This is a genomic window from Pseudomonas sp. LBUM1645 (assembly GCF_059716185.1).
This window is the reverse complement of the sequence record NZ_CP166811.1, coordinates 4,189,258-4,211,641: the sequence shown is the minus strand read 5'-3', so window position 1 is coordinate 4,211,641 and position 22,384 is coordinate 4,189,258. Positions and strand designations below refer to the sequence as shown.

General features: G+C 58.1%; 17 protein-coding genes and 1 tRNA gene. 8 read left to right on the top strand and 10 right to left on the bottom strand.

Translation table 11 applies throughout. The features are described 5' to 3' along the window. The first annotated feature begins 69 nt into the window (after window positions 1–69). The 4 genes from gacA to ACA079_RS18745 all read left to right on the top strand — a co-directional run bounded on the left by gacA (window position 70) and on the right by ACA079_RS18745 (window position 3,268). The gene (gene gacA, locus ACA079_RS18760) at window positions 70–711 is read left to right on the top strand and encodes a response regulator transcription factor GacA (protein ID WP_008015884.1); all 642 of its coding nucleotides are present in this window, start codon (window positions 70–72) and stop codon (window positions 709–711) included. 2 nt (window positions 712–713) lie between these two features. Further along, window positions 714–2,537, top strand: coding sequence for an excinuclease ABC subunit UvrC (gene uvrC, locus ACA079_RS18755; RefSeq protein WP_056741535.1), 1,824 nt, complete (start codon window positions 714–716; stop codon window positions 2,535–2,537). A 32-nt stretch (window positions 2,538–2,569) separates the two neighbouring features. Next, window positions 2,570–3,130, top strand: coding sequence for a CDP-diacylglycerol--glycerol-3-phosphate 3-phosphatidyltransferase (pgsA, locus tag ACA079_RS18750; RefSeq protein WP_008150904.1), 561 nt, complete (start codon window positions 2,570–2,572; stop codon window positions 3,128–3,130). A 62-nt stretch (window positions 3,131–3,192) separates the two neighbouring features. Next, window positions 3,193–3,268 (top strand) — tRNA-Gly (locus ACA079_RS18745). A gap of 137 nt (window positions 3,269–3,405) precedes the next feature. Here ACA079_RS18745 and ACA079_RS18740 read toward each other — a convergent pair. The 7 genes from ACA079_RS18740 to ACA079_RS18710 form a co-directional block, all read right to left on the bottom strand. Further along, window positions 3,406–4,539, bottom strand: a complete 1,134-nt coding sequence (locus tag ACA079_RS18740; RefSeq protein ID WP_497700445.1) for a CapA family protein — start codon at window positions 4,537–4,539, stop codon at window positions 3,406–3,408. 294 nt (window positions 4,540–4,833) lie between these two features. Further along, entirely contained in the window at window positions 4,834–5,826 is a 993-nt protein-coding gene (locus tag ACA079_RS18735) for a LacI family DNA-binding transcriptional regulator (RefSeq protein WP_497700444.1), read from the bottom strand. Window positions 5,827–5,901: 75 nt separating this feature from the next. After that, window positions 5,902–7,404 (bottom strand): glycoside hydrolase family 32 protein, encoded by a 1,503-nt coding sequence (locus ACA079_RS18730; protein ID WP_497700443.1) that lies wholly within the window; start codon window positions 7,402–7,404, stop codon window positions 5,902–5,904. Further along, window positions 7,401–8,546, bottom strand: coding sequence for an ABC transporter ATP-binding protein (locus ACA079_RS18725; RefSeq protein WP_497700442.1), 1,146 nt, complete (start codon window positions 8,544–8,546; stop codon window positions 7,401–7,403). The genes ACA079_RS18730 and ACA079_RS18725 overlap by 4 nt, the downstream gene beginning before the upstream one ends. Window positions 8,547–8,573: 27 nt before the next feature. Then, window positions 8,574–9,416 carry a carbohydrate ABC transporter permease gene (locus ACA079_RS18720; RefSeq protein WP_150727227.1) on the bottom strand — a complete coding sequence of 281 codons (843 nt, stop codon included), beginning with the start codon at window positions 9,414–9,416 and terminating at the stop codon, window positions 8,574–8,576. Continuing rightward, a complete protein-coding gene (locus ACA079_RS18715) occupies window positions 9,413–10,375 on the bottom strand; it encodes a carbohydrate ABC transporter permease (protein WP_497700441.1) in 963 nt (320 codons plus the stop codon). The genes ACA079_RS18720 and ACA079_RS18715 overlap by 4 nt, the downstream gene beginning before the upstream one ends. 21 nt (window positions 10,376–10,396) lie before the next feature. Beyond that, complete coding sequence (locus ACA079_RS18710; RefSeq protein ID WP_497700440.1) at window positions 10,397–11,671, bottom strand: ABC transporter substrate-binding protein; 1,275 nt, start codon at window positions 11,669–11,671, stop codon at window positions 10,397–10,399. Window positions 11,672–11,840: 169 nt separating this feature from the next. On the opposite strand from ACA079_RS18710, the gene ACA079_RS18705 reads away from it, so the two are divergent. Beyond that, complete coding sequence (locus ACA079_RS18705) at window positions 11,841–13,406, top strand: carbohydrate porin (protein ID WP_497700439.1); 1,566 nt, start codon at window positions 11,841–11,843, stop codon at window positions 13,404–13,406. A gap of 387 nt (window positions 13,407–13,793) precedes the next feature. On the opposite strand, the gene ACA079_RS18700 is transcribed toward ACA079_RS18705, so the two are convergent. Continuing rightward, window positions 13,794–15,260 (bottom strand): efflux transporter outer membrane subunit, encoded by a 1,467-nt coding sequence (locus tag ACA079_RS18700; RefSeq protein WP_497700438.1) that lies wholly within the window; start codon window positions 15,258–15,260, stop codon window positions 13,794–13,796. 87 nt (window positions 15,261–15,347) lie between these two features. Between ACA079_RS18700 and ACA079_RS18695 the strand changes: the two genes are divergently transcribed. From ACA079_RS18695 to ACA079_RS18685, 3 genes are all read left to right on the top strand, one after another. Next, entirely contained in the window at window positions 15,348–15,968 is a 621-nt protein-coding gene (locus tag ACA079_RS18695) for a TetR/AcrR family transcriptional regulator (protein ID WP_497700437.1), read from the top strand. Between the two features lie 178 nt (window positions 15,969–16,146). Continuing rightward, a complete protein-coding gene (locus ACA079_RS18690; protein ID WP_497700436.1) occupies window positions 16,147–17,268 on the top strand; it encodes an efflux RND transporter periplasmic adaptor subunit in 1,122 nt (373 codons plus the stop codon). Further along, a complete protein-coding gene (locus ACA079_RS18685) occupies window positions 17,265–20,351 on the top strand; it encodes an efflux RND transporter permease subunit (protein ID WP_497700435.1) in 3,087 nt (1,028 codons plus the stop codon). The genes ACA079_RS18690 and ACA079_RS18685 overlap by 4 nt, the downstream gene beginning before the upstream one ends. Before the next feature lie 249 nt (window positions 20,352–20,600). Here ACA079_RS18685 and ACA079_RS18680 read toward each other — a convergent pair whose 3' ends face one another. Beyond that, window positions 20,601–21,557: a 2-hydroxyacid dehydrogenase gene (locus ACA079_RS18680; RefSeq protein ID WP_497700434.1), complete on the bottom strand. Its 957-nt coding sequence runs from the start codon at window positions 21,555–21,557 to the stop codon at window positions 20,601–20,603. A 33-nt stretch (window positions 21,558–21,590) separates the two neighbouring features. Then, window positions 21,591–22,349: an SDR family oxidoreductase gene (locus ACA079_RS18675; protein ID WP_497700433.1), complete on the bottom strand. Its 759-nt coding sequence runs from the start codon at window positions 22,347–22,349 to the stop codon at window positions 21,591–21,593. Between the last annotated feature and the right edge of the window lie 35 nt (window positions 22,350–22,384).

Genomic DNA, 22,384 nt, shown 5'->3' with positions numbered 1-22,384 from the left:
GCTAGGTCTGCCAGTCGCTTTTTGCTAAGGTGTCGGCAACCCAATAGGACCATATCGCGAGGTGTCTGCTTGATTAGGGTGCTAGTAGTCGATGATCATGATCTCGTTCGTACAGGCATTACACGAATGCTGGCTGACATCGATGGCCTGCAAGTAGTCGGCCAGGCCGAGTCAGGCGAAGAATCCCTGCTCAAGGCGCGTGAGTTGAAACCCGATGTGGTACTGATGGACGTCAAGATGCCCGGCATCGGCGGTCTTGAAGCCACGCGCAAATTATTGCGCAGTCATCCGGATATCAAAGTCGTCGCGGTCACCGTGTGCGAGGAGGATCCGTTTCCGACAAGGTTGTTGCAGGCCGGTGCCGCGGGTTATCTGACCAAGGGTGCAGGATTGCCGGAAATGGTCCAGGCTATCCGCTTGGTGTTTGCCGGGCAGCGCTACATCAGCCCGCAAATTGCACAGCAACTGGCGATCAAATCCTTCCAGCCGACCAATGATTCGCCTTTCGATGCCTTGTCGGAGCGGGAAATCCAGATCGCGTTGATGATTGTCGGCTGTCAGAAGGTCCAGATCATTTCCGACAAACTGTGTCTGTCGCCAAAAACCGTGAACACTTACCGTTACCGCATTTTCGAAAAGCTTTCGATCAGCAGCGACGTCGAGTTGACGCTGTTGGCGGTCCGTCACGGCATGGTCGATGCCAGTCTCTGAAAATGACTGAAGTCTTCGATCCAAGCGCCTTTCTGTCGACGGTCAGTGGGCGTCCCGGTGTGTATCGCATGTTCGACAGCGAGGCACGCCTGCTCTACGTCGGCAAGGCCAAGAACCTCAAGAATCGCCTGTCGAGTTACTTCCGCAAATCCGGTCTTGCACCCAAGACCGCGGCGCTGGTCGCGCGTATCGCTCAGGTCGAAACGACGATTACGGCCAATGAAACCGAAGCCTTGTTGCTTGAGCAGACGCTGATCAAGGAATGGCGTCCGCCCTACAACATCCTGCTGCGCGACGACAAATCCTACCCCTACGTCTTTCTCTCGGATGGTCAGTTTCCACGCTTGAGCATCCATCGCGGTGCAAAAAAGGCCAAGGGCAAATATTTCGGCCCTTATCCCAGCGCCGGCGCGATTCGCGAAAGCCTGAGCCTGCTGCAGAAGACGTTTTTCGTTCGTCAGTGCGAAGACAGCTATTACAAGAACCGCACGCGTCCTTGCCTGCAATACCAGATCAAACGCTGCAAGGCGCCTTGTGTAGGACTGGTAGAGCCCGAGGTGTATGCCGAAGACGTACGGCACTCGGTGATGTTCCTTGAAGGGCGCAGCAATGCGCTGACGGATGAGTTATCCGCCGGAATGGAAGAGGCGGCGATCAACCTCGAGTTCGAACGTGCGGCCGAGTTGCGCGATCAGATTTCATTACTGCGCCGGGTCCAGGACCAGCAAAGCATGGAAGGCGGGACGGGCGATGTCGACGTGATCGCCGCGTTTGTCAATCCGGGTGGTGCCTGCGTTCATTTGATCAGTGTGCGTGGTGGACGGGTGCTGGGGAGTAAGAACTTCTTTCCGCAGGTGGGTATTGAAGAGGACGTTTCTGAAGTCATGGCGGCGTTTCTCGGCCAGTACTTCATCAGCAGTCCCGAGCGCGACTTGCCGAGCGAACTGATCGTCAACGTGGTTCACGAAGACTTCCCGACCCTGATCGCGGCCATCGATGAGCTGCGCGGTCGCGAATTGACCATCAGTCATCGGGTTCGTGGTACGCGAGCACGCTGGCAACAGTTGGCGGTCACCAATGCCGAGCAGGCACTGGGAGCGCGCCTGGCTAACCGTCAACACGTTGCTGCACGTTTCGATGCCCTGGCGGAAGTGTTGAATCTGGATGAGCCACCACAGCGCCTGGAGTGTTACGACATCAGTCACTCCAGCGGCGAAGCAACCGTGGCATCCTGCGTGGTGTTCGGTCCCGAAGGTCCGATCAAGTCCGACTACCGTCGCTACAACATTGAAGGCGTCACCCCGGGCGATGACTACGCCGCAATGCACCAGGCCCTGACCCGACGCTTCAGCAAACTGAAGGACGGGGAGGGCAAGCTGCCGGACATTTTGCTGGTGGACGGTGGCAAGGGGCAGCTGTCCATGGCCCGCGACGTGCTCAATGAACTGGCCGTGCCTGATCTGATTCTGCTGGGCGTAGCCAAGGGCGCCACGCGCAAGGCCGGTTTTGAAACCCTGTATCTGAACGATGCTGCCCACGAATTCACCTTGCGCGGCGATTCCCCCGCGCTGCATTTGATCCAGCAGATACGCGACGAAGCTCACCGTTTCGCGATTACCGGGCACCGCGCCCGTCGTGGGAAAACTCGGCGCACGTCTACACTGGAAGGCGTTGCCGGTGTCGGACCGACCCGTCGCCGCGATTTGTTGAAACATTTTGGTGGATTGCAGGAGCTGTCTCGTGCCAGCATCGAAGAGATCGCCAAAGCACCCGGGATCAGTAAAAAGCTCGCAGAGTTGATTTATGCCAATCTGCACAGCGAGTAGAATGCCCCCTCACCTCGTAGCCAGTTGTGCCGATGAATATCCCTAATCTGATTACCGTACTACGCGTCCTGCTCATTCCGATCTTCATTTTACTGTTCTACCTGCCGTATCAATGGAGCTACCTGGCGTCCGCCTCGGTGTTCGCATTTGCCGCCGCCACAGACTGGCTGGATGGGTATCTGGCCCGCCGACTGGAACAAAGCACACCGTTCGGGGCTTTCCTCGATCCAGTGGCTGACAAGCTGATGGTCGCTGTTGCGCTGGTATTGCTGGTGCAAGAACATGGCAACCTGTGGCTCACGCTGCCGGCCGCCGTGATCATCGGTCGCGAGATTGTCGTCTCGGCACTTCGCGAATGGATGGCCGAACTCGGCGCCCGCGCTCACGTCGCCGTGTCGAACCTGGGCAAATGGAAAACCGCCGCGCAAATGCTGGCGCTGGTGATCCTGCTGGCCAATCCGTCGGATTTCACCTTCTGGGTGCTGCTGGGTTACGCCTTGCTGCTGATATCCGCGGGCCTGACGTTGTGGTCCATGGTCCAGTATTTGCGGGCTGCCTGGCCGCATCTGAAGACCGACGTGGAAAAGAAATAAACTTTTTTGAATCAAAGGGTTGACGGGGCATCTGGATTCTATAGAATGCGCCTCACCAAGACGCGGGAATAGCTCAGTTGGTAGAGCACGACCTTGCCAAGGTCGGGGTCGCGAGTTCGAGTCTCGTTTCCCGCTCCAAGCATTAAAAAATGGATCTCTGAAAAGAGGTCCATTTTTTTTCGTCCAAAGAAAAGTCTTTCGTTGGCTTTTGCCGCGACATCCTCTGAAAAAACATTCCCCGCCTTGGATAGGGTGGGGATTTGTGGAGCGGTTACTTAAGTCGGGTCCAGACGCTCCTGCCAACGCAACTCGAAGGCATTTTTCGCGCCCGGCTGGATGCTGCTGCCCAAGCGTGCGCACTCGCGAGAAAGGGTGTCGTGCAGCCATTGACGGTCATCCCCTTCGGCGCGACAGATGCGAAATCGATGGAGGCGGGTGGGTATCAGGTCCAGCGACTGCAGGTGCCCGCCCGGGCCCAGCGAGGCAAAGTATAGAAGCCCCAGGTCGCCGCGAAAGGCGGTGTGGCCCTCGATGCCTTCGTAATCGTTCAGCAGATCACCGCAGCCATAGAGAATCAGGCGTTCGCGATACACCTCGATGCCCTTGACGTGGTGCGAGGAATGCCCGTGCACCACGTCAACTCCGGCCTCGTCGATCAAGGCATGGGCGAACCGGACCTGCTCGCGCGGGATATCGAACCCCCAGTTGCCGCCCCAGTGAATGGAGGCGATCACCAGATCCCCCGGATTTTTGCCCTCGAGAATCCGTTTGGCCACAGGGCGCAGGCTTTGCATCGACAGATCCTCCAGCCGCGCGACACCCGCGCGCCTATCCGTGGCGGCCCAGTCTGGCGCAATGCCGCTGTCGGGTGCTCCGAGGCCAAACACCAGCAAGCGCCACCCGCCAGGCTGCGGCAGCACGGCGGGCGCTTCGGCAGATTGACGGTTGTGCCCGGCGCCGGCGCTGCACATACCGTTGCTCGACAGGGTATCTAGCGTATCGGCCAGGCCCGCTGCCCCCCAGTCCAGCACATGATTGTTGGCCAGCACGCAGCAGTCGATGCCGGCTGCGTTGATGGCCGGGAAGTTCTCCGGGCTCATGCGGTAATTGATGCCCTTTTGCTCCGGACGTCCGCGGCGGGACACCGCCGTTTCCAGATTGATGATGCGTGCGTGTGGCTGGCGAAGTTCGAGCTCATCCAGCGCAGCGCCCCAGACATAGGTGAAATCGACTGGGCGGGGAATCGAGCCATTGAGTCGTTCTGCCAGCCGGACGTAATCGCCGGCATTCTTGACGTAAGCTTCGTAAAGCCGCGGATCGCCAGGATGCGGCAGTACTGAGTCGATGCCGCGGGCGGTCATGACGTCGCCGGCGAGAAACAGCTTCAGCGTATCGGTAACAGCTGCCATGGCACCCTCCCGGATATCCCGAATAACGTAAACCGGGGACAGCCCCCGATTAGCGCACCAGCGGCCCCATCTGCGATCCGGCGAAACTGCTTCAGCTTCTGGAAAAAGCGCTCCACCTTCAGCAAGCATCCGGAAGCTCGATCTGATTGGCTGACGCGTAGCGCAGGCTATCGAGCAGGTCGGCGACCCCCGGGTCGCTCTCCGTACCTTTGCGCCAGCACATTCCCAATGTGCCTAAGACCAGGTTCGTTCGGCCGCTGGCAGCATCGTTGACAACCTAGCTGGCGCAACCTGTCATAGCGACGCCCTGACCACCAATGGACAATCAACTGGCTGGGCTCCCGATACCTCGAGGGCCTCGATCAGGTGCCGGGCAGCATTGCGACCGATCTCGTAATACGGCAGTTGCACCGTGGTCAGCGGCGGGATGAACAGTTCGGCGATGCCGATCATGTTGTCATAGCCGAGCACAGCGACATCGGCGGGAATCTTCAGGCCACGGCCCAACAACAGCTGATAGGCACAAAAGGCAATACGGTCATTGCCACAGATCAGAATGTCGAATTGGGGGCGACCCTCGATGATATGTCGGTCGAGGATGGCTGCGGTTTCACCGTAGGCGTCATGATCGGAAAGGTCGTATTGCAGGAGTGCGTCAGGCGCCAGGCCGAATGCCTGACAGGCACGCTGCAAGCCTTTTTGTCGCAGGTCCCAGGCCAGACTCTGTTTTGGCAGATTGATACACAGCGGGCGCCGATAGCCTTGGCTTAACGCGTGATGTACGGCTCGATACTGCCCCTTTTCGTCGTCTGGCACATAACTGACCAGGCGACTGTCATCGGCCAGGCAATTGGCGAGTACCAGTGGTTTGCTCTTCAGCCGCTCGGGAATGCAAACCTGGCGAAACCCCATGGCGCTGAAGATCAACCCGTCGGGACGGTGCGACAACATCAGGTCGATGTTCTGGTCGGTGGGCGGGTTGCTTAGCAGGTTAAGGATAAATACGTTCCAGCCTGCTTGCTGCGCGGTCTGTTCGATGGACAGCAGCAACTCGACCGCGAACGGTGTTGTCGCGGTGTCCAGAGCGAACACACCGATGGTTCGCGACTGGAGGTTGTCGCCGCGCATCTTGCGCGCCGACAGGCTCGGTACGAATTGCAGTTCATCAATGGCGCGACGCACCCGTAGAAGGGTTTCGGGGCTCAGTTTTTCCGGGTTGTTGAGCGCTCGAGAAACCGTCATCAGGGATACGCCGGCCAGCTGTGCAACGTCTTTCACTGAAGTCATGCGAGGCGAGGCCGGTCAGGTTGACGCAGAATCATGACACAGGGCCCGGGCTTCTCGCGACTCGAATGACGCTGCTCATAGCCATCCCGAGGCCAGAGGCCATACCTTGGGAATCGAGACACGCCCGCCACTCCCGCTGGCAAACAGCTTCACGCCCAGACTGTCGGGCCGCGGATAGAGGCGACTGCTGAGACTGAAGCGCCCGTTTTCGTCGAACACCTCGATGGACGAGCGATCGAGGAACACACGCAGTACCAGTAACTCTTGTGTCGGGTCTATCGCCACGCTGCGCTGACCGGTGACTTGTGCACCCGAGCGGTTACGGTCAAGCACCAGACGCTGTAGTGACGCATCGTAGTAGAGCAGGGTTTCTTCATCGCCATCGTCGCTGCAACGCAAGGCGATTCCCAGGTGGCCGTCGGTGCAGCCGAGCAAATCCAGATGCACATGGATTTCGAGCATATCTCCATTCACTTCCGGCACCCACCGGGTTCCCGCTTCATCCCACCAGGACGTACCCGGTAATGGCGTCTGGCGTAGAGCAGTGAGCTCCCGTGCCGGAAACACGCAAAGGCGATCGGCGCACAGTTCAAGTTCGCGCGGCAAACCCAGCATGCCGCACCAGTGATGGGCCTGGCTCGGCATAGGGCTTTCCCACATGTCGAGCCACGCCCACACAAGGCGCCGACCATCGGCGGCCAGGAGCGTTTGCGCGGCATAGAAATCGTGGCCGTTATCCAGCTCGATAAAAGGCCCGCCGGTGAAGTGCCACTCGCTGTCGAGTCGGCCCACTCGATAACCGGTCTGGTACTTGTTGAGCCGTTCGTAACCTTGGGGTTGCATGCCCTGAGGGGAATACAGCAGCACATCGCGACCGTTCAGTCGAAACAGATCCGGGCACTCCCACATATAGCCATCGCCCTCGCTGCCGCTGGACACATAATCAAGGAACTCCCAAGTATGCAGATCCGTGGAACGGTACAGCGGAAGCAGCGGCATATCGTCCAGACGTGCGCCGGCAATCAGGAACCAGTAGTCATCCTCCTTCCATACCTTGGGGTCACGAAAGTGCATGATCGCGTTTTGCGGCGCTGTCTCGATGACGGCGCCATGCTTGACGAACCGGACGCCGTCGACACTGGTGGCCAGGCACTGAACTTGACGGATCGAGCGCTCGTCACCCACGTCCCCCAGCCAAGTGTGCCCCGTGTAGATCAGCGCCAGGGTATCTCCACACACCACCGCACTACCGGAAAAACAGCCGTCACGGTCGAAGTCATCGCCGGGTGCTAGCGCAATGGGCAGGTGCTGCCAATGAACCAGATCGGCGCTCTTGGCATGCCCCCAATACATCGGGCCCCATTTCGCTTCGAAGGGGTAGTGCTGATAGAAAACGTGGTATTCGCCACGAAAGAACACCACCCCGTTAGGGTCGTTCATCCAGCCTGCCGGGGGAGCAATATGATAACCGGGTCGATAATCTTGGATGACGCGAGACAGGGCGTCACTCAGTGCATGCTGCGCGAGGTCAAGAGAAGAAGACGTTGGATCGCTCATAGTATTCAAAGACAAGGTCATAGGGCGCGTGCTCGGACTGAGCGCAGAGAGACGTCATTTGGCGGGTTTTCAATGGCTTGTGGGTGGCGCTCCAGGGCCGCGCCGTCGGCGTCGAACAAGTGCAGATTGCCGATCTCCAGTTGCAGTTCGACCCGATCACCCACCTGCCATCCGGCGTTAACCTCACAACGACAGATCAGTGGCTCGTCCTGACCTGTATCGAGGTGCACATAGGTTTCGCTGCCCAGGTATTCGACCACTATCACGACGACGCCGGCGGTTCCGTCTGCCGCCTTGAGCGACACGTGTTCCGGGCGAATCCCGAGGCTCAACTGCGCGTCCGCTGCCAGGTTCGAGCTGTCAAAGGGCAGGGAAGTCATACCCAATACGGGGCAATCGACCAGACTGGTTTTGCCTGAGGCATGCAGGCGCGCCGCCAGAAAGTTCATTTTGGGCGAACCAAGAAAGCCGGCGACAAAGCGGCTCGCGGGGCGTTCATAGAGTTCGCGCGGTGAGCCGACCTGCTCCACGCGACCGGCATTGAGCACGACAATTTTGTCGGCCAGGGTCATCGCTTCAACCTGATCGTGGGTGACATAGATCATGGTCGAGCCCAGCCGATCATGCAGCCGGGCAATTTCGTTGCGCATCTGCACCCGCAAGGACGCATCCAGATTGGAGAGCGGCTCATCGAACAACAAAATGTCCGGCTCCCGTGCCATGGCTCTGCCCATTGCTACACGCTGACGCTGTCCTCCAGACAGCTCCTTTGGCTTGCGTTGCAGCAGTTTGTCCAACTGCAGGATTTGCGCCGTTTTCAGCACGCGCTCGCGCAGGCTGGTCTTCTCCGTCTTGGCCAGTTTGAGACCAAAGCTGATGTTGTCGTAGACGCTCATGTGCGGGTATAGCGCATAAGACTGAAACACCATACCGACACCACGCTCGCGCGGCTCCAGGTCGTTGACCCGACGCCCGTCGATCAGCAGGTCGCCGCCGCAGATCGAATCCAGTCCGGCGATCAGCCGCAGCAGGGTCGACTTTCCGCAGCCCGAAGGGCCGACGAACACCACGAATTCACCCGCCGCGATTTCCAGGCTGACGTCGCGAAGAATCCGCATGCCGCCCAATTGTTTGTTCACGTTGTCCAGTTTCAATTTGATCACGATGCTGTTCCTTGTCTTTGTTGGGCATCAACCCTTTAACGCGCCGGCAGTGAGACCGGAAACGATTCGGCGCTGGAAGATCAGCACCAGAATCACCAGTGGGACGGTGACCACCACCGAGGCGGCCATCAACAGCCCCCAAGGCAACTCATGGGGGCTGCCGCCGGAAATCAAGGCGATGGCGACCGGCACCGTGCGTTGGGTGTCGGTGAGGGTGAAGGTCAGGGCAAACAGGAACTCGTTCCACGCTGCGATGAAGGCCAATAAACCAGTGGTGACCAGTGCGGGCCAGAGCAACGGCAACAGCACGCGGGTCAGCGTGACCCAAGGCGAGGCGCCATCCATGATTGCCGCTTCTTCCAGTTCATGGGGCAGTTGTCCCATAAACGTGGTCAGCACCCAGACGGTGAAGGGCAGGGTGAAAATCGTGTAGCTCAGGATCAATGCCCAGGACGTGTTGTACAGACCCAGTGCGCGGATCACTTCGAACAGCCCCGACAGCACCGCGACCTGAGGAAACATCGACACACCAAGGACCATCATCAAGACCGTGCCACGCCCACGGAATTTCACCCGGCCCAAGGCATAGGCTGCGGTCAGGCTGAGGAACAGCGCCAGCGTCACCACGCACAGCGCAACCACCAGCGAGTTGCCGATCGCCCGCAGGAATGAGGCTTGATGGAGTACCGCCGCGTAATTGGAGAAGTCGGGGTTATCGATCCAGTAGCTCACCTCGAACAAGGCGCTGGACGGCTTCAGCGAAGTCACGATGGCGTAGTAGAAAGGGAAGACCGCGTACAGCAGCAAAACCCCGATCAGGCACCAGAACCCGAGGCGCAACAGCGCTTTTTTCAGTAGGCGCAGGTTCATGACCGGACCTCCAGTTGACGGCGTCCGAGGTAGAGGTAAAGCATGGCGATCACCGCAACGACCAGAAACAGCAGCGTCGAGGCCGCGCTGCCGTAACCAACGTCCTGGAACTCCACCAAGTGTTGGCGAGCATAGACCGACATACTCATGGTGCTCGATGAGTTCGAGGTCAGCACATAGATCACGTCGAACACTCGCAGGGAATCGAGGATGCGGAAGATCGCCGCCACCAGCAATGCGGGCATCAGCAGGGGGAGCGTGACACGCCAGAACACCTTCAGCGGGTGAATGCCATCGACCCTGGCGGCTTCGTAGCAATCGCTCGGCAACATCTGCAAGGCAGCCAGCATCAGCAGCGTGACAAAAGGGACGGTCTTCCAGACGTCGACGATAATCACCGCCCACATCGACAGGTCCGCATCCGCCGTCCAGGCCAGAGGCGCTTCAATCAGGCCGAGGCTCAGCATCAGGTGATTGATGATGCCGAACTGGTCGTTGAGCATCCATGACCAGATCTTCGCCGAGACAATGGTAGGAATCGCCCAGGGAATCAGAATCAACGCACGCACCAGGGAACGGCCGGTGAACTTGATGTTCAACAACAACGCCACCAGCAGTCCCAGTACGACTTCCAGCCCCACCGATACCACGGTGAAATGTAACGTGTTGCGCACGGCGTTCCACCATTGTGGATCGACCAAAATGCCCGACCAGCTGGAACCGTTGTGAAACAGATAATTGCTCAAGCCAATGAAGGTTCCGCCACCGGTATCCGCCAGGTTGGCGTCGGTCAGGCTGAACCAGAATGTCCGTAGCAGCGGCCAGGCGGCCACCAGGGCCAGACACAGCAACATCGGCGTCAGAAACAGCCAGGCAGCGCGTACTCGGCGACGTTGTACAGGCGTTTCCCTGGTGAGCAGGAGCTCGTCACAGGGGGCGTGGGTAGAAGAGACAGACATGGTGATTTCCTTCCTTGTGGCTTACCAGTTCCGGCGTTTGATGCGGGTGAGTTCGCTTTCCAGTTCGGCCAGCGCCTGATCGACAGGCAACTCACCCGCCAGCACGCCATGCACTCGATCGAAGAACGCATTGGAGACCCGTGGATAGCGATCGGCAGTGACTGATGCGGGGCGCATGACCCCATCGTTGAGAATGCTGTGGAGCTGACTGTAATAAGGCATTGCCGCGAGCAATTCGGGATCTTGATACAGCGACTCGATAACCGGGTTATAGGCGCCTATCAGGGAACGACGTTTTTGCTCTTGGGCACTGGTCAAGTAGCTCACCAGCTCTGCGGCAAGTTTTGGATGGGCGCTGTAACGCGATACCGCCAGGCCCCAGCCACCGAGAGTGGATGCATGGGTGCCGGCTTCGCCGCCGCGGGGCAGGGGAGCGACACCGACCTTGTCTTTTACGGCACTGTCCTGACTTTGAACCAGGGCCCAGACATACGGCCAGTTACGCATGAACAGCGCATTTCCCGACTGGAATACGCCACGTCCTTCTTCCTCGGTGTAATTGAGCACGCCCCGCGGGGAGATGTCTCCGACCCAGCTTTTCGCCAGGGTCAAAGCTGTTCTTGAGGCCTGATTGTTGACCACGATGTCGCCTCGTGAATTGACCAGTCCGCCTTCCGGTTGGCTGCTGATCCACTCCAGCGCATTGCACGTCAGGCCCTCGTAGGCGCGCCCCTGAAATACATACCCCCATGCATTGGGATTCCCGGCATTGCGCTCGGCCTGTTGAATACTCTTGGCGGTAGCGGTCATTTCCTCCCAGGTCTGTGGAATCTGCTGGTTGTACTTCTCGAGCAAGTCCTTGCGGTAGTACAGCAGACCCGAGTCGGTGAACCACGGCATCGTCACCAGCCGTCCGTTCACCGTGGCGTTATCCACCTGTGCCTGGAAGTAACCTTGGGTCGCGTTAGCGGGAAGCACCTCGCGCAGATCCATCAGGTGTTTGGCCAGCATCCCCGGCCACACCATATCGATTTGAATGATGTCGATGTCGCTGGATTGCGCACTGAGAATCTGTTGGTAGAACGACAACCGCTCGGTTGCCGAGTTAGGCGTGGAAACCACCTCGACGTTGTTGCCGGTCTGTTTCGACCACGCCTCGACAGCCTCCTTGCAGAGTTGCAATTCCGCACCTACCGCACCGCACGAGATCGTTAAATCGGCTGCACTCGAGAGGGATGGAAGCCCGGCGCAGAGGGTGAGCAGCGCTGCTGGAAGGAGAGATTTCAGCTGTTTCATAAAGCCCTCTTTATTTTTGTTTTTAGAGAAGTTAACGTTAACATCGCCAAATGTAGCAGCGTATTTGCGATGAGGCATCCTTTTTTTCGTCAATTTTGACAATTCATACCTAAGAAAAAAAAGGCCGGTCGCGGGAACAAAACAATAAAAACAAAACAGGGAAATCCACATGCAGAAAGCATCAAGCTGGCTACTCGCAGGCGTGCTTGGCACCTCAGCGGCCACCTCTCAGGCCGCGACTCTGGAAGAACGCATGGCCGCGTTTGAAGCCCGTGCCAGCGCCGCGGAAAAGCGTGCGGCCGCAGCCGAACAGCAAACCCAGGCGCTCGCCAGGGAATTGCAGCAGATCAAACTCGCCACTCCCGCCTTGCAGCCTGCCGCGTCCACTGCGACAGCCGCTGTGGCGCCCACTGTGGATACCCGGCTGGCAAAACTCGAAGCCCGTCAGCAAAGCATGGAGAAAGAGGGCAGTACCGGACACCTCACCGACGGGTTCAGCTTCAAGGGTTACGCTCGCTCCGGATTGCTGATCAACGATGGGCTGGGTGGTGGGCGTGGCGGCCCTTATACAACCCCGGCCGGTTCAGTCGGTGGCGCCGTCGGGCGACTCGGCAATGAAGACGACACCTACATGCGCATCGACCTGTCGAAAGAGGCTTATGCGCAGAACGGCACCCATTCCAAATTCACGGTTTCCATCGCCGATGGTGTGGAAAGTTCCAATGACTGGACGGCCGACGAAAGCAATTTGAACGTGCGTCAGGTCTTTACCGAACTCGATCATCTCGCCGCCTTCAAGGGCAATTCAGTGTTCGAGAACACCACCCTGTGGGCAGGCAAGCGATTCGATAGAGACAATTTCGATATCCACTGGCTGGACTCGGACGTCGTCTTTCTGGCCGGTACGGGGGGTGGTATCTACGATGTGCAAATGAGCAAGAATTGGCGTTCGAATTACTCCTTGATCGGGCGTAACTACGGGGATTTCAGTGAGGGCGGTATCAATGCCGATGTGGAAAGCTACATCCTCACCTCCAACCAGTACTTCGATGGTGGTCAGTGGCAGTGGATGTTCAATGCCATTGGCTCAAAGAAAAACGACATCGGCACCCGCACCAATGAAGCGGGTCTGACGCCTGCGGACTCCGGCTTGCACAGCATGCTGGCCAATCACCAGAAAGACTTTTTCGGCAGGGAAGGCTTCTTCAAAACGGCGCTGCTCTATGGGCAAGGTCTGGGGGCAGAGGTCAAGAACATCGGTTCGGATGGCGAACTGATCGACGACGCCCGCGCTCTGCGGCTGGCGCTTTACGGCGAGACACCCCTTGCGACTGGTTGGCGAGTCGGCCCCAGTTTGCTGGCCGAACAGAGCAAGGATCGATACGTCAAAGGTGATGACTACCGCTGGATGACACTGAACGTGCGTTTGGCCAATGAAATCAACAGCAATTTCGAGATGGCCTACGAGTTGAGCTGGCAAACCATGAACCTCGACCCCAAGGGTTATCTACAACGTAATGCGGTCGACGGCAACTTCTGGAAATTCACTATCGCCCCGACATTCAAACCTGACGTTGGAGACCTGCTCACACGTCCCGAATTGCGAGTATTCGCAAGCCTCATGAACTGGTCTTCGGACCTGGACCGATACAGTTCCACAGACAACTTCGGCAAGTCGGACTTCAACGCCGGAGGTGTATGGCAGTACGGCATACAGATGGAAACCTGGTTTTGATATCGGCTTCATCTGCGACAGGTTTCGTGCTGTAACCAACCTTTGGCGTTTGTCGATCATTCTGCTGCTCCACTTTACGTGCGTTGGCGCAGTAGTGTTGGTCGTGTTCAGCGTTGTCGCCTGGCCGAACTTTAAACGGCGCTCTCCCTGGGGCTTGGCTCAAGGACTACAACCTGGCGCTCTAGCGAACCTGTTCGGCCAGAGCGCCTTTACCCCGCGCTTTTTACGCGTGTTGAAATTCCTGCTCAGGAAGAGCTGCGTCTGCGCATCAGATCACCGGGAGAAGTAAAAAACAGACCGGTTTTTACGCCGTTAACGCCTTCATCAAGTGATGGGTACCGAAGATTTTCATGACCCGTTTCAGGTTGTAGACGAGCACGTGCAAGCTCATTGTGCACTCGAGATCAAACGGCCATTTGAGTCTTCGCGCTGCCAGCCGCCGCCCAATGCTTTGAATGTGGCCACTGCAGCGCGAGCCGATTCAGTTTGTGCTTGGGCTCTACCATCAGATGCCGCTAAAAGATTTTCATCGGCGTCCAATACTTCTATCAGACTGACCACGCCTTTTTCATACGCGGTAAACGACGTCGCTCGTGCTTTCGCATAAGCAAACTCGCCCTGGGCTAGCTTTTCGGATTGCTGCTCGCGGTTGATCAGTGCCGAAAAAGCGGTTTCGACATCCTCGCAGGCCCGTAGAACTGACTGGCGGTAAACGGCTATCGCTTCGGCTTCTTGACCCTTCGCCAAGTCAATTTGGGCGTTGATGCGGCCAAAATCGAATAGCCTCCAGCGCAGTCCCAGGACCGCCGAGGCCTGACTGGCACCGTTGCTGAAAAGATTCCCGCTGGATACCGATGTAGCGCTGCCAAGCAGCGCACCCACAGAAAACTTGGGGTAGTACTCGGAGATGGCTTCGCCGATGCGAGCATTCGATGCCGCCAGTCGGCGCTCAGCGACGATCAAATCTGGACGCCGACGCAGCAGATCGGCCGGAGAGCCCATATTGGCGAGATTTGGCACATCAGGGATGCGCGCCGACTTAATCAATTGCGCGCTGTAAGTACCCGGCGGTTTGCCTAACATGACATCCAGAGCATTCATCGCAGCTGCAAGGCCCGCCTGCAGTACCGGTACGGTTGCCTGTACTTGATTCAGCGACCCTTGGGTCTGGTTCAACTGCAGTTCAGCAGCTATTCCTTTTGCATACAGGTGCTCGGTGGTGGTGAGCAGTTGTTGTCGCGTGTCTACTTGCTTTCGGGCAATTTCCAGGCGTGCTTGCAGGCCACGGATGCTGATGTAAAGGTCTGCAGTCTGCGCTACCACCGCGAGGCGTGTGGCAACCGCTCCGGCTTGGGAGGCCTGATAATCGGCGAAGGCTGCCTCTTTGCCTCGGCGTAGTCCGCCAAATACGTCCAGTTCCCAACCTGCATTCAGATTCGCCTCATAGGCGCTACCGTAGCGATTATAGGATGGGTCTGAACTCAGTACTTGGCCCAACGGTGTCTCCACGGACTGCCGGGCTCTGGCCGCCTGGCCATTGACTGTAGCCGATGGCAAAAGCGCTGCGTTAGCTGCCCCCAAACCCGCGTGAGCCTGCTCGATCCTTGCTGTTGCTTGAGCTAAATCGAGATTTTGTTCAAGTGCTCGATTGATCAACTGACTGAGCACGGGGTCATTGAACGCGTTCCACCAAGCGGCGAGATCAGTTGGTGCTGTATCAACTTGGTGTGCTTTAGGTGTTTGCGCCAAAAAATGCTCAGGCAATTCCACAGAGGGCTCTGAATAGTCAGGGCCCACTGCGCAACCCGCAACCATACCGAACCACAGCAAGACGGCAAAACGAGGAGGGTGCATGTGATACCTTCGGAATGATCGATTTGTGACGATATTACAATTTGGTCACAAGTTGTCAACCACCTTCAGGGTGCGTAAGCTGCTCGCATGAACCAGCCATCAGTTTCTTCGCCCAGCGCCCGTGGCCCAGCCGATCACGAGATCCGAGACCAGATTGTCGCGGCGGCCAACGAACATTTCAGTCAATACGGTTACAGCAAGACAACAGTCTCCGACCTGGCCAAAGCCATCGGTTTTTCCAAGGCTTACATCTATAAGTTCTTCGATTCCAAGCAGGCGATTGGTGAGGCTATTTGTAGAAATTGTCTGTCGGAAATCGTTGCGGCTGTTGAGCAGGCCACCAATGTTGAGGGTATCTCCCCGACCGAGCGCTTTCGGCGGTTGGTCAAAACCTTGATCGCCAAGGGTGTAGACCTGTTTTTTAACGACCGAAAACTTTATGACATCGCGGCGTTCGCCGCTTCGGAAAGCTGGCCCAGCTCACAAGTTTATGACGCGCGGATCAAGAGCTTCGTGCTGCAGATTGTGCGAGAGGGGCGGGAACTCGGTGAGTTTGAGCGCAAGACACCGCTGGACGAGACAGTGGAATCGATTCATCTCGCTCTACGGCCCTTCATCAATCCTTTGCTGTTGCAGTACAACCTCGATGTTGTTGAAGAGGCGCCTGGGCTCATTTCCAACCTGATTCTACGCGGTCTGATGCCTTAAAAGGCTTGGCTGACGGATCCGTTGCGCATCCGCAGCAGCATGCGTATCTAAATAACCAGATCTCAAACCCCTCTGCGTTGCCCTGATCATCAGGGCGACTTTCATTTGCCTGGATAGTGACTATTGACTTAATTGGTCACTTGAATAAGCATGGTGCATCCGCTTCCAAGAGGTCTCTATGATCCAGCGCCGCCACATGTCATTCATTTTCATTGGCTTATTGCCGTTTGCCTTAGCCGCGTGCAACGAGGCCATACCTTCAGATCCTCGCCTCCAAACGCCCTTGGTGCGCATCGCGGTGGTTCAACCCTCCGTGCCCGCAGATCGCGTATTCACCGGTATCGTCGCAGCTCGAGTTCAGAGCGATCTCGGATTTCGAGTTCCTGGGAAAGTGCTGGAACGTTTGGTGGACACTGGGCAGAGCGTCAAGCGCGGGCAGCCACTCATGCGAATCGATGCTAATGATCTGGCGCTAACCGCGCGGGCGCAGCAGGAAGCGGTGCTGGCCGCCATGGCCCGATCCCGGCAGGCCTCCGAAGATGAGCTTCGCTACCGGGATTTGGTGTCTGTTGGTGCTGTATCTGCTTCAGCTTATGCAGGGTTCAAAGCGGCTGCCGACTCGGCGAAAGCGCAGCTTAACGCGGCCAAAGCCCAGGCTGATGTGGCGAGAAACTCTACCGGCTATTCGACCTTGCTGGCTGATGCTGACGGGGTTGTTGTGGACACCTTGGCAGAGCCGGGGCAGGTGATAGGCGCAGGTCAGGTGGTGGTACGTGTTGCCCATTCCGGGCAGCGCGAGGCGGTGATCCAGTTGCCTGAAACGCTACGTCCTGCATTAGGGTCGTCGGCGACGGTTGAACTTTATGGGCAAAACCAACGTGCAGGCAGCGCGCGTTTACGCCAGTTGTCCGATTCGGCTGACCGGCAAACCCGTACGTTTGAGGCGCGCTATGTGTTGGAGGGCGCGCTTGCTGATGCCATCCTGGGTTCGACCATCTCAGTTGCTATAGACGGTACGCCAGTCGCCAATTCCAATGAATTACAAGTGCCTATCGCTGCCCTCTACGACGCGGGTAAAGGTCCTGGTGTCTGGGCCGTTGGGGGCGAACCTGAGCAGGTGACGTGGCGCCCTGTCACGGTTCTCAGCCTAAGCAATGCAGAAACTGCTCGAGTTACGGGCAACCTCCAGATCGACGATCGTATCGTTGCACTGGGCGCGCATCTGTTAAGTGAAGGGGAACGGGTCAGGTCTCAAATGGCAGTCAGCGCCCAAGCGCCGGTGGCCGAGGTGCGCCGATGATCGGGTTCAATCTGTCCGCACTGGCGGTGCGTGAGCGTTCGATCACGCTGTTTTTGATCCTGCTGATTTCCGTAGGTGGGCTGTATGCCTTCTTCAAACTGGGGCGCGCGGAAGACCCTGCCTTCACCATCAAACAAATGACGGTGGTTACTGCTTGGCCTGGGGCGACTGCTCAGGAGATGCAGGACCAGGTGGTTGAAAAGCTGGAAAAGCGCATGCAGGAACTGCGTTGGTACGACCGGACCGAGACCTTTACCCGGCCAGGCTTGGCTTTTACCACAGTTTATCTGCTCGACGGCACGCCGCCCTCCGCCGTCCCGGAGGAGTTTTACCAGGCACGTAAGAAAATCCTTGATGAGGAGAAGGGGTTGCCGTCCGGGGTGATCGGCCCGATGGTCAATGATGAGTATGCCGATGTCACCTTCGCTCTATATGCGCTAAAGGCCAAGGGTGAACCGCAACGCTTGTTGGTGCGCGAGGCTGAGGTCTTGCGCCAGCGTCTGCTGCATGTGGCGGGAGTGAAGAAGGTCAATATCATCGGTGAGCAGTCCGAGCGCATTTTTGTCGAATTTTCATACGAGCGTCTGGCGACACTGGGTGTTTCCGCACGAGATATCTTCAGTGCGATGAACGCGCAGAACATGATGACTCCGGCCGGTTCGGTTGAGGCGAAGGGCCCACAGGTTTTCATCCGAATGGATGGTGCGTTTGATGACTTGCAGAAGATTCGAGATACGCCGTTGGTAGTGCAGGGCAGAACCCTCAAATTATCCGATGTGGCTGAGGTCAAGCGTGGTTATGAGGACCCCTCTACGTTCTCGGTGCGCAACAACGGAGAGCCCGCATTATTGCTCGGCGTAGTGATGCGCGATGGCTGGAACGGCCTTGATTTAGGTAAGGCGCTCGATGCCGAGACAACGTCGATCAATGAGCAAATGCCTTTAGGCATGACGCTGACCAAGGTCACCGATCAGGCGGTGAATATTGGCGGGTCCGTCAACGAGTTCATGGTCAAATTTTTCGCGGCGCTAGGAGTGGTGTTGCTGGTGTGCTTCCTCAGCATGGGCTGGCGAGTCGGTATCGTCGTCGCTGCGGCGGTGCCGTTGACTCTGGCTGCGGTGTTCATTGTCATGGCCGCCACAGGTAAAGACTTTGACCGGATTACGCTGGGATCGTTGATTCTGGCGCTGGGGCTACTTGTGGACGATGCAATCATTGCCATTGAAATGATGGTGGTGAAAATGGAGGAGGGCTACGACCGAATCAAAGCCTCCGCCTATGCCTGGAGCCATACTGCTGCCCCCATGTTGTCCGGCACGCTGGTCACTGCCATTGGCTTTATGCCCAACGGTTTTGCCAAGTCCACAGCCGGTGAATACACCGCCAATATGTTCTGGATCGTCGGCATTGCGCTCATTACCTCCTGGGTGGTGGCAGTGGTGTTCACACCTTACCTGGGCGTCAAACTGTTGCCGCAGATCAAGGTGCCTGAGGGGGGGCATGCAGCGATTTACGGTACACCGAATTACCTGCGTTTCAGGCGTCTGTTGGGGGCGGTTATTCGCCGTAAAGGCCTTGTAGCGATATCCGTCGTGGCCTTGTTCATTGTGGCGATTCTTGGCATGGGCGTGGTAAAGAAACAGTTCTTCCCTACATCAGACCGGCCCGAGGTACTGGTTGAGGTGCAGATGCCGTACGGGACATCGATCGAGCAAACCGATTCGGCGTCGGCCAAAGTCGAGGCGTGGTTGGCAAAACAACCGGAGGCTCGGATAGTTACCGCCTACATTGGTCAGGGCGCGCCACGCTTCTATCTGGCGATGGCACCTGAGTTGCCCGATCCTTCGTTTGCAAAAATCGTCGTGCTGACGGCGAGCCAGGAAGAGCGCGAGGCGCTCAAAATCCGGCTCCGGCAAGCCGTGGCTGATGGCTTGGCGCCTGAAGCACGGGTGCGTGTAACACAGTTGGTGTTCGGTCCTTATTCGCCGTACCCGGTGGCCTTTCGGGTTATGGGCGCGGACCGGACAGTGTTGCGCGATATCGCCGCACAGGTGCGCGAGGTCATGGCGGCCAGTCCCATGATGAGAACCGTCAACACCGACATGGGCGAGCGCGCTCCGGCACTCCATCTCACACTGGATCAGGACCGTTTGCAGGCCTTTGGCTTGACCTCCACTGATGTTGCTCAGCAACTGCAGTTCCTGTTGACCGGAGCGCCTGTCACCCAAGTGCGTGAAGACATCCGTTCGGTCCAGGTGGTCGCTCGCTCTGCGGGAAATACACGTCTGGATCCTTCAAAAATTGACGCCTTCACGCTGACTGGTGCTCAGGGTCAACGGGTATCGCTGTCTCAGGTTGGGACGGTGGATGCGCGCATGGAGGAGCCTATTCTGCGGCGCCGTGACCGTACTCCAACCATCACCGTACGCGGTGATGTAGCTGAAGGTCTTCAGCCACCAGATGTCTCCAGCGCCTTGATGAAGCAACTGCAACCGGTCATTGAACAGTTGCCTGTGGGCTACCGGATTGAGTTGGCAGGCGCGATCGAGGAGTCGGGTAAAGCAAACAAGGCATTGCTGCCGTTGTTCCCGATCATGATCGCGCTGATGTTGCTGACCATCATTATTCAGGTGCGCTCGATGTCGGCGATGATCATGGTTTTCGCCACCGCGCCCCTGGGGCTGATTGGTGTGGTGCCGATTCTTCTGCTGTTCCAACAGCCGTTCGGGATCAACGCCTTGGTGGGACTGATTGCGTTGTCAGGGATTCTGATGCGCAACGCGCTGATCCTTATCGGTCAGATTCATTCCAATGAGCAAGCCGGCCTGGCGCCTTATGACGCCTTGGTCGAAGCCACTGTACAGCGGGCGCGGCCGGTGATACTCACGGCGATGGCAGCGATGTTGGCTTTCATTCCGCTGACCCATTCGGTGTTCTGGGGCACGCTGGCGTACACGCTGATTGGCGGTACGTTTGCCGGCACAGTGCTGACATTGGTGTTCCTGCCAGCGATGTACTCCCTCTGGTTCAAGATCAGACCTGAGTCTGCAAGTGATGTGGATGCGTGTACTCAATCCGCATGAGCAATTCGAGTCTGGACCGTTTCGAGACGCAGAGGAGAACTGAGATGACTTCGTTGGCCCGGCTGGTGGAACAATTTGATCCCGGTGAGCCATTTGAGGCTCCTGCTTATTGGTTGCAGGGTGGAACGGTATTTAACGCTGCTCTTTGCTACAGGCCTCGCGTTGTGGGTCGCCTTCCAGTTGGGCGTCGATCTGTTTACCTGACACCCTGCCGCCGAGGGGACGCAACGTCCCCACGGTGGCCAACGTTCAGTCAGTCACGGAACCCTGCGGTATTCTCCCGGCGAAACTGTCCACCAGGCTCGCCACCACCATCTCTCCCATCCGCGTGCGGGTCTGCAGCGTCGCACTCGCGCGATGGGGCTGCAGTACCACTTTCTCGTTGCCGAACAGTGTCTCGGGGACATTCGGTTCATCGACAAACACATCCAGCGCCGCACCCGCGATCTCATCAGCGGCAAGCGCCGCCACCAGATCCATCTCGTTGACCAGTTTGCCGCGCGCCACGTTGATCAGATACCCGTCCTTGCCCAGCGCTTGCAGCACCTCGGCATTGATGATGGCTTCAGTCTTGTCGGCAGCGGCCGCGAGAATCAGCGCATCACTGTTGCTGGCCAGCTGCTTCAGATCGGCGATGAACGTGTGGTTCACATCGCTCATCGGCTGCAGATCGGTGTAACTGATCGGGCAGCCGAACGCCGCGGCCCGGGTCGCCACTGCACGGCCGACCCGGCCCATGCCGACGATCCCGATGCGCATGCCCGACACCTGACGCGCCAACGGCAACGGGGCCAACGGCGTCGGGCTATGGGGCCATTGCCCCGAACGCACATAACGATCATTGGTACACAGACCCCGGCACACGGCAATCAACAATCCGATGGCCAGGTCGGCGACGTCTTCGGTCAGCGCGCCGATGGTCGCGGTCACGCGAATTCCGCGATCCCGGGCGTACGCCAGATCCACCGCATCGGTACCCACGCCGTTGACCGCCACCACTTCCAGTTTGGGCAGTTGTGCCATCAGTGCCTGGTTGATCCCGGTATGCCCGCCGGTGATTACCCCGCGAATGTTCGCGCCGTGTTCCTGCAAATAAGCCTGCTTGTCGGCCTGCTGGAAGTAACGTCTGACGGTAAACAGTTCATCGAGCCGCGCGTTGATTTCAGGGATCAGGATCGGGCTGAGCTGCAAGACTTCTGGCTTCATGTAAACCTCGCGTAACGGAATAAAAAGGCCGGTTTAACCGCGACCGGCAAACGGCATGGCACTGGCCATGACGGTCATGTTCAGGACGTTCGCCTCCAGCGGCAGGCCGGCGATGTAGCGCACAGCATCGGCCACATGCTTGACGTCCACCATCGGCTCCACGGCGATGGTGCCGTTGGCCTGGCGCACGCCTTTGGTCATGCGCACCGACATTTCGGTCAGGGCGTTGCCAATGTCGATCTGGCTGCAGGCGATGTTGAATTCGCGCCCGTCCAGGGCCAGGGATTTGGTCAGCCCCAGCACCGCATGTTTGCTGGCGGTGTAGGCGCTGCTGAAGGGGCGTGGGGTATGCGCCGAGATCGAGCCGTTATTGATGATGCGTCCGCCCTGTGGCTGTTGCCGGCGCATCAGTGCGAAGGCACCACGGGCGCAGAGGAAAACGCCGTTGAGGTTGGTGTCGATCACGTTTCGCCACTGCTCGAACGTCAGCTCATCGAGCGGCACGGCAGGGGCGTTGACCCCGGCGTTGTTGAACACCACGTCGAGGCGTCCGTATACCTCGGTGATGGTGGCAAACAGCGCATCGACACTGGCCGGGTCGCGCACATCAGTGGGCACCGCCAGCGCTTGGTGTCCTTCGCTGAGCGCCAATTCGACCAAGGCCTGCAACGGCTCCGGCCGACGTCCGGCCAATACAAGGATGAATCCGTCTGCCATCAGAGCCAGCGCCACGGCGCGGCCGATTCCGCTACCGGCGCCGGTGACCAGGGCCACTTTCAAAGGACTGGACATGCTGTTATCTCCTCTTTGCAATTCACGAGAGCGTA

Coding starts and splice junctions, on each gene's coding strand:
- uvrC (WP_056741535.1), top strand. CDS start 714: ATGACTGAAGTCTTCGATCCAAGCGCCTTTCTGTCGACGGTCAGTGGG.
- pgsA (WP_008150904.1), top strand. CDS start 2,570: ATGAATATCCCTAATCTGATTACCGTACTACGCGTCCTGCTCATTCCG.
- ACA079_RS18740 (WP_497700445.1), bottom strand. CDS start 4,539: ATGGCAGCTGTTACCGATACGCTGAAGCTGTTTCTCGCCGGCGACGTC.
- ACA079_RS18735 (WP_497700444.1), bottom strand. CDS start 5,826: ATGACTTCAGTGAAAGACGTTGCACAGCTGGCCGGCGTATCCCTGATG.
- ACA079_RS18730 (WP_497700443.1), bottom strand. CDS start 7,404: ATGACCTTGTCTTTGAATACTATGAGCGATCCAACGTCTTCTTCTCTT.
- ACA079_RS18720 (WP_150727227.1), bottom strand. CDS start 9,416: ATGAACCTGCGCCTACTGAAAAAAGCGCTGTTGCGCCTCGGGTTCTGG.
- ACA079_RS18715 (WP_497700441.1), bottom strand. CDS start 10,375: ATGTCTGTCTCTTCTACCCACGCCCCCTGTGACGAGCTCCTGCTCACC.
- ACA079_RS18710 (WP_497700440.1), bottom strand. CDS start 11,671: ATGAAACAGCTGAAATCTCTCCTTCCAGCAGCGCTGCTCACCCTCTGC.
- ACA079_RS18705 (WP_497700439.1), top strand. CDS start 11,841: ATGCAGAAAGCATCAAGCTGGCTACTCGCAGGCGTGCTTGGCACCTCA.
- ACA079_RS18700 (WP_497700438.1), bottom strand. CDS start 15,260: ATGCACCCTCCTCGTTTTGCCGTCTTGCTGTGGTTCGGTATGGTTGCG.
- ACA079_RS18695 (WP_497700437.1), top strand. CDS start 15,348: ATGAACCAGCCATCAGTTTCTTCGCCCAGCGCCCGTGGCCCAGCCGAT.
- ACA079_RS18690 (WP_497700436.1), top strand. CDS start 16,147: ATGATCCAGCGCCGCCACATGTCATTCATTTTCATTGGCTTATTGCCG.
- ACA079_RS18685 (WP_497700435.1), top strand. CDS start 17,265: ATGATCGGGTTCAATCTGTCCGCACTGGCGGTGCGTGAGCGTTCGATC.
- ACA079_RS18680 (WP_497700434.1), bottom strand. CDS start 21,557: ATGAAGCCAGAAGTCTTGCAGCTCAGCCCGATCCTGATCCCTGAAATC.
- ACA079_RS18675 (WP_497700433.1), bottom strand. CDS start 22,349: ATGTCCAGTCCTTTGAAAGTGGCCCTGGTCACCGGCGCCGGTAGCGGA.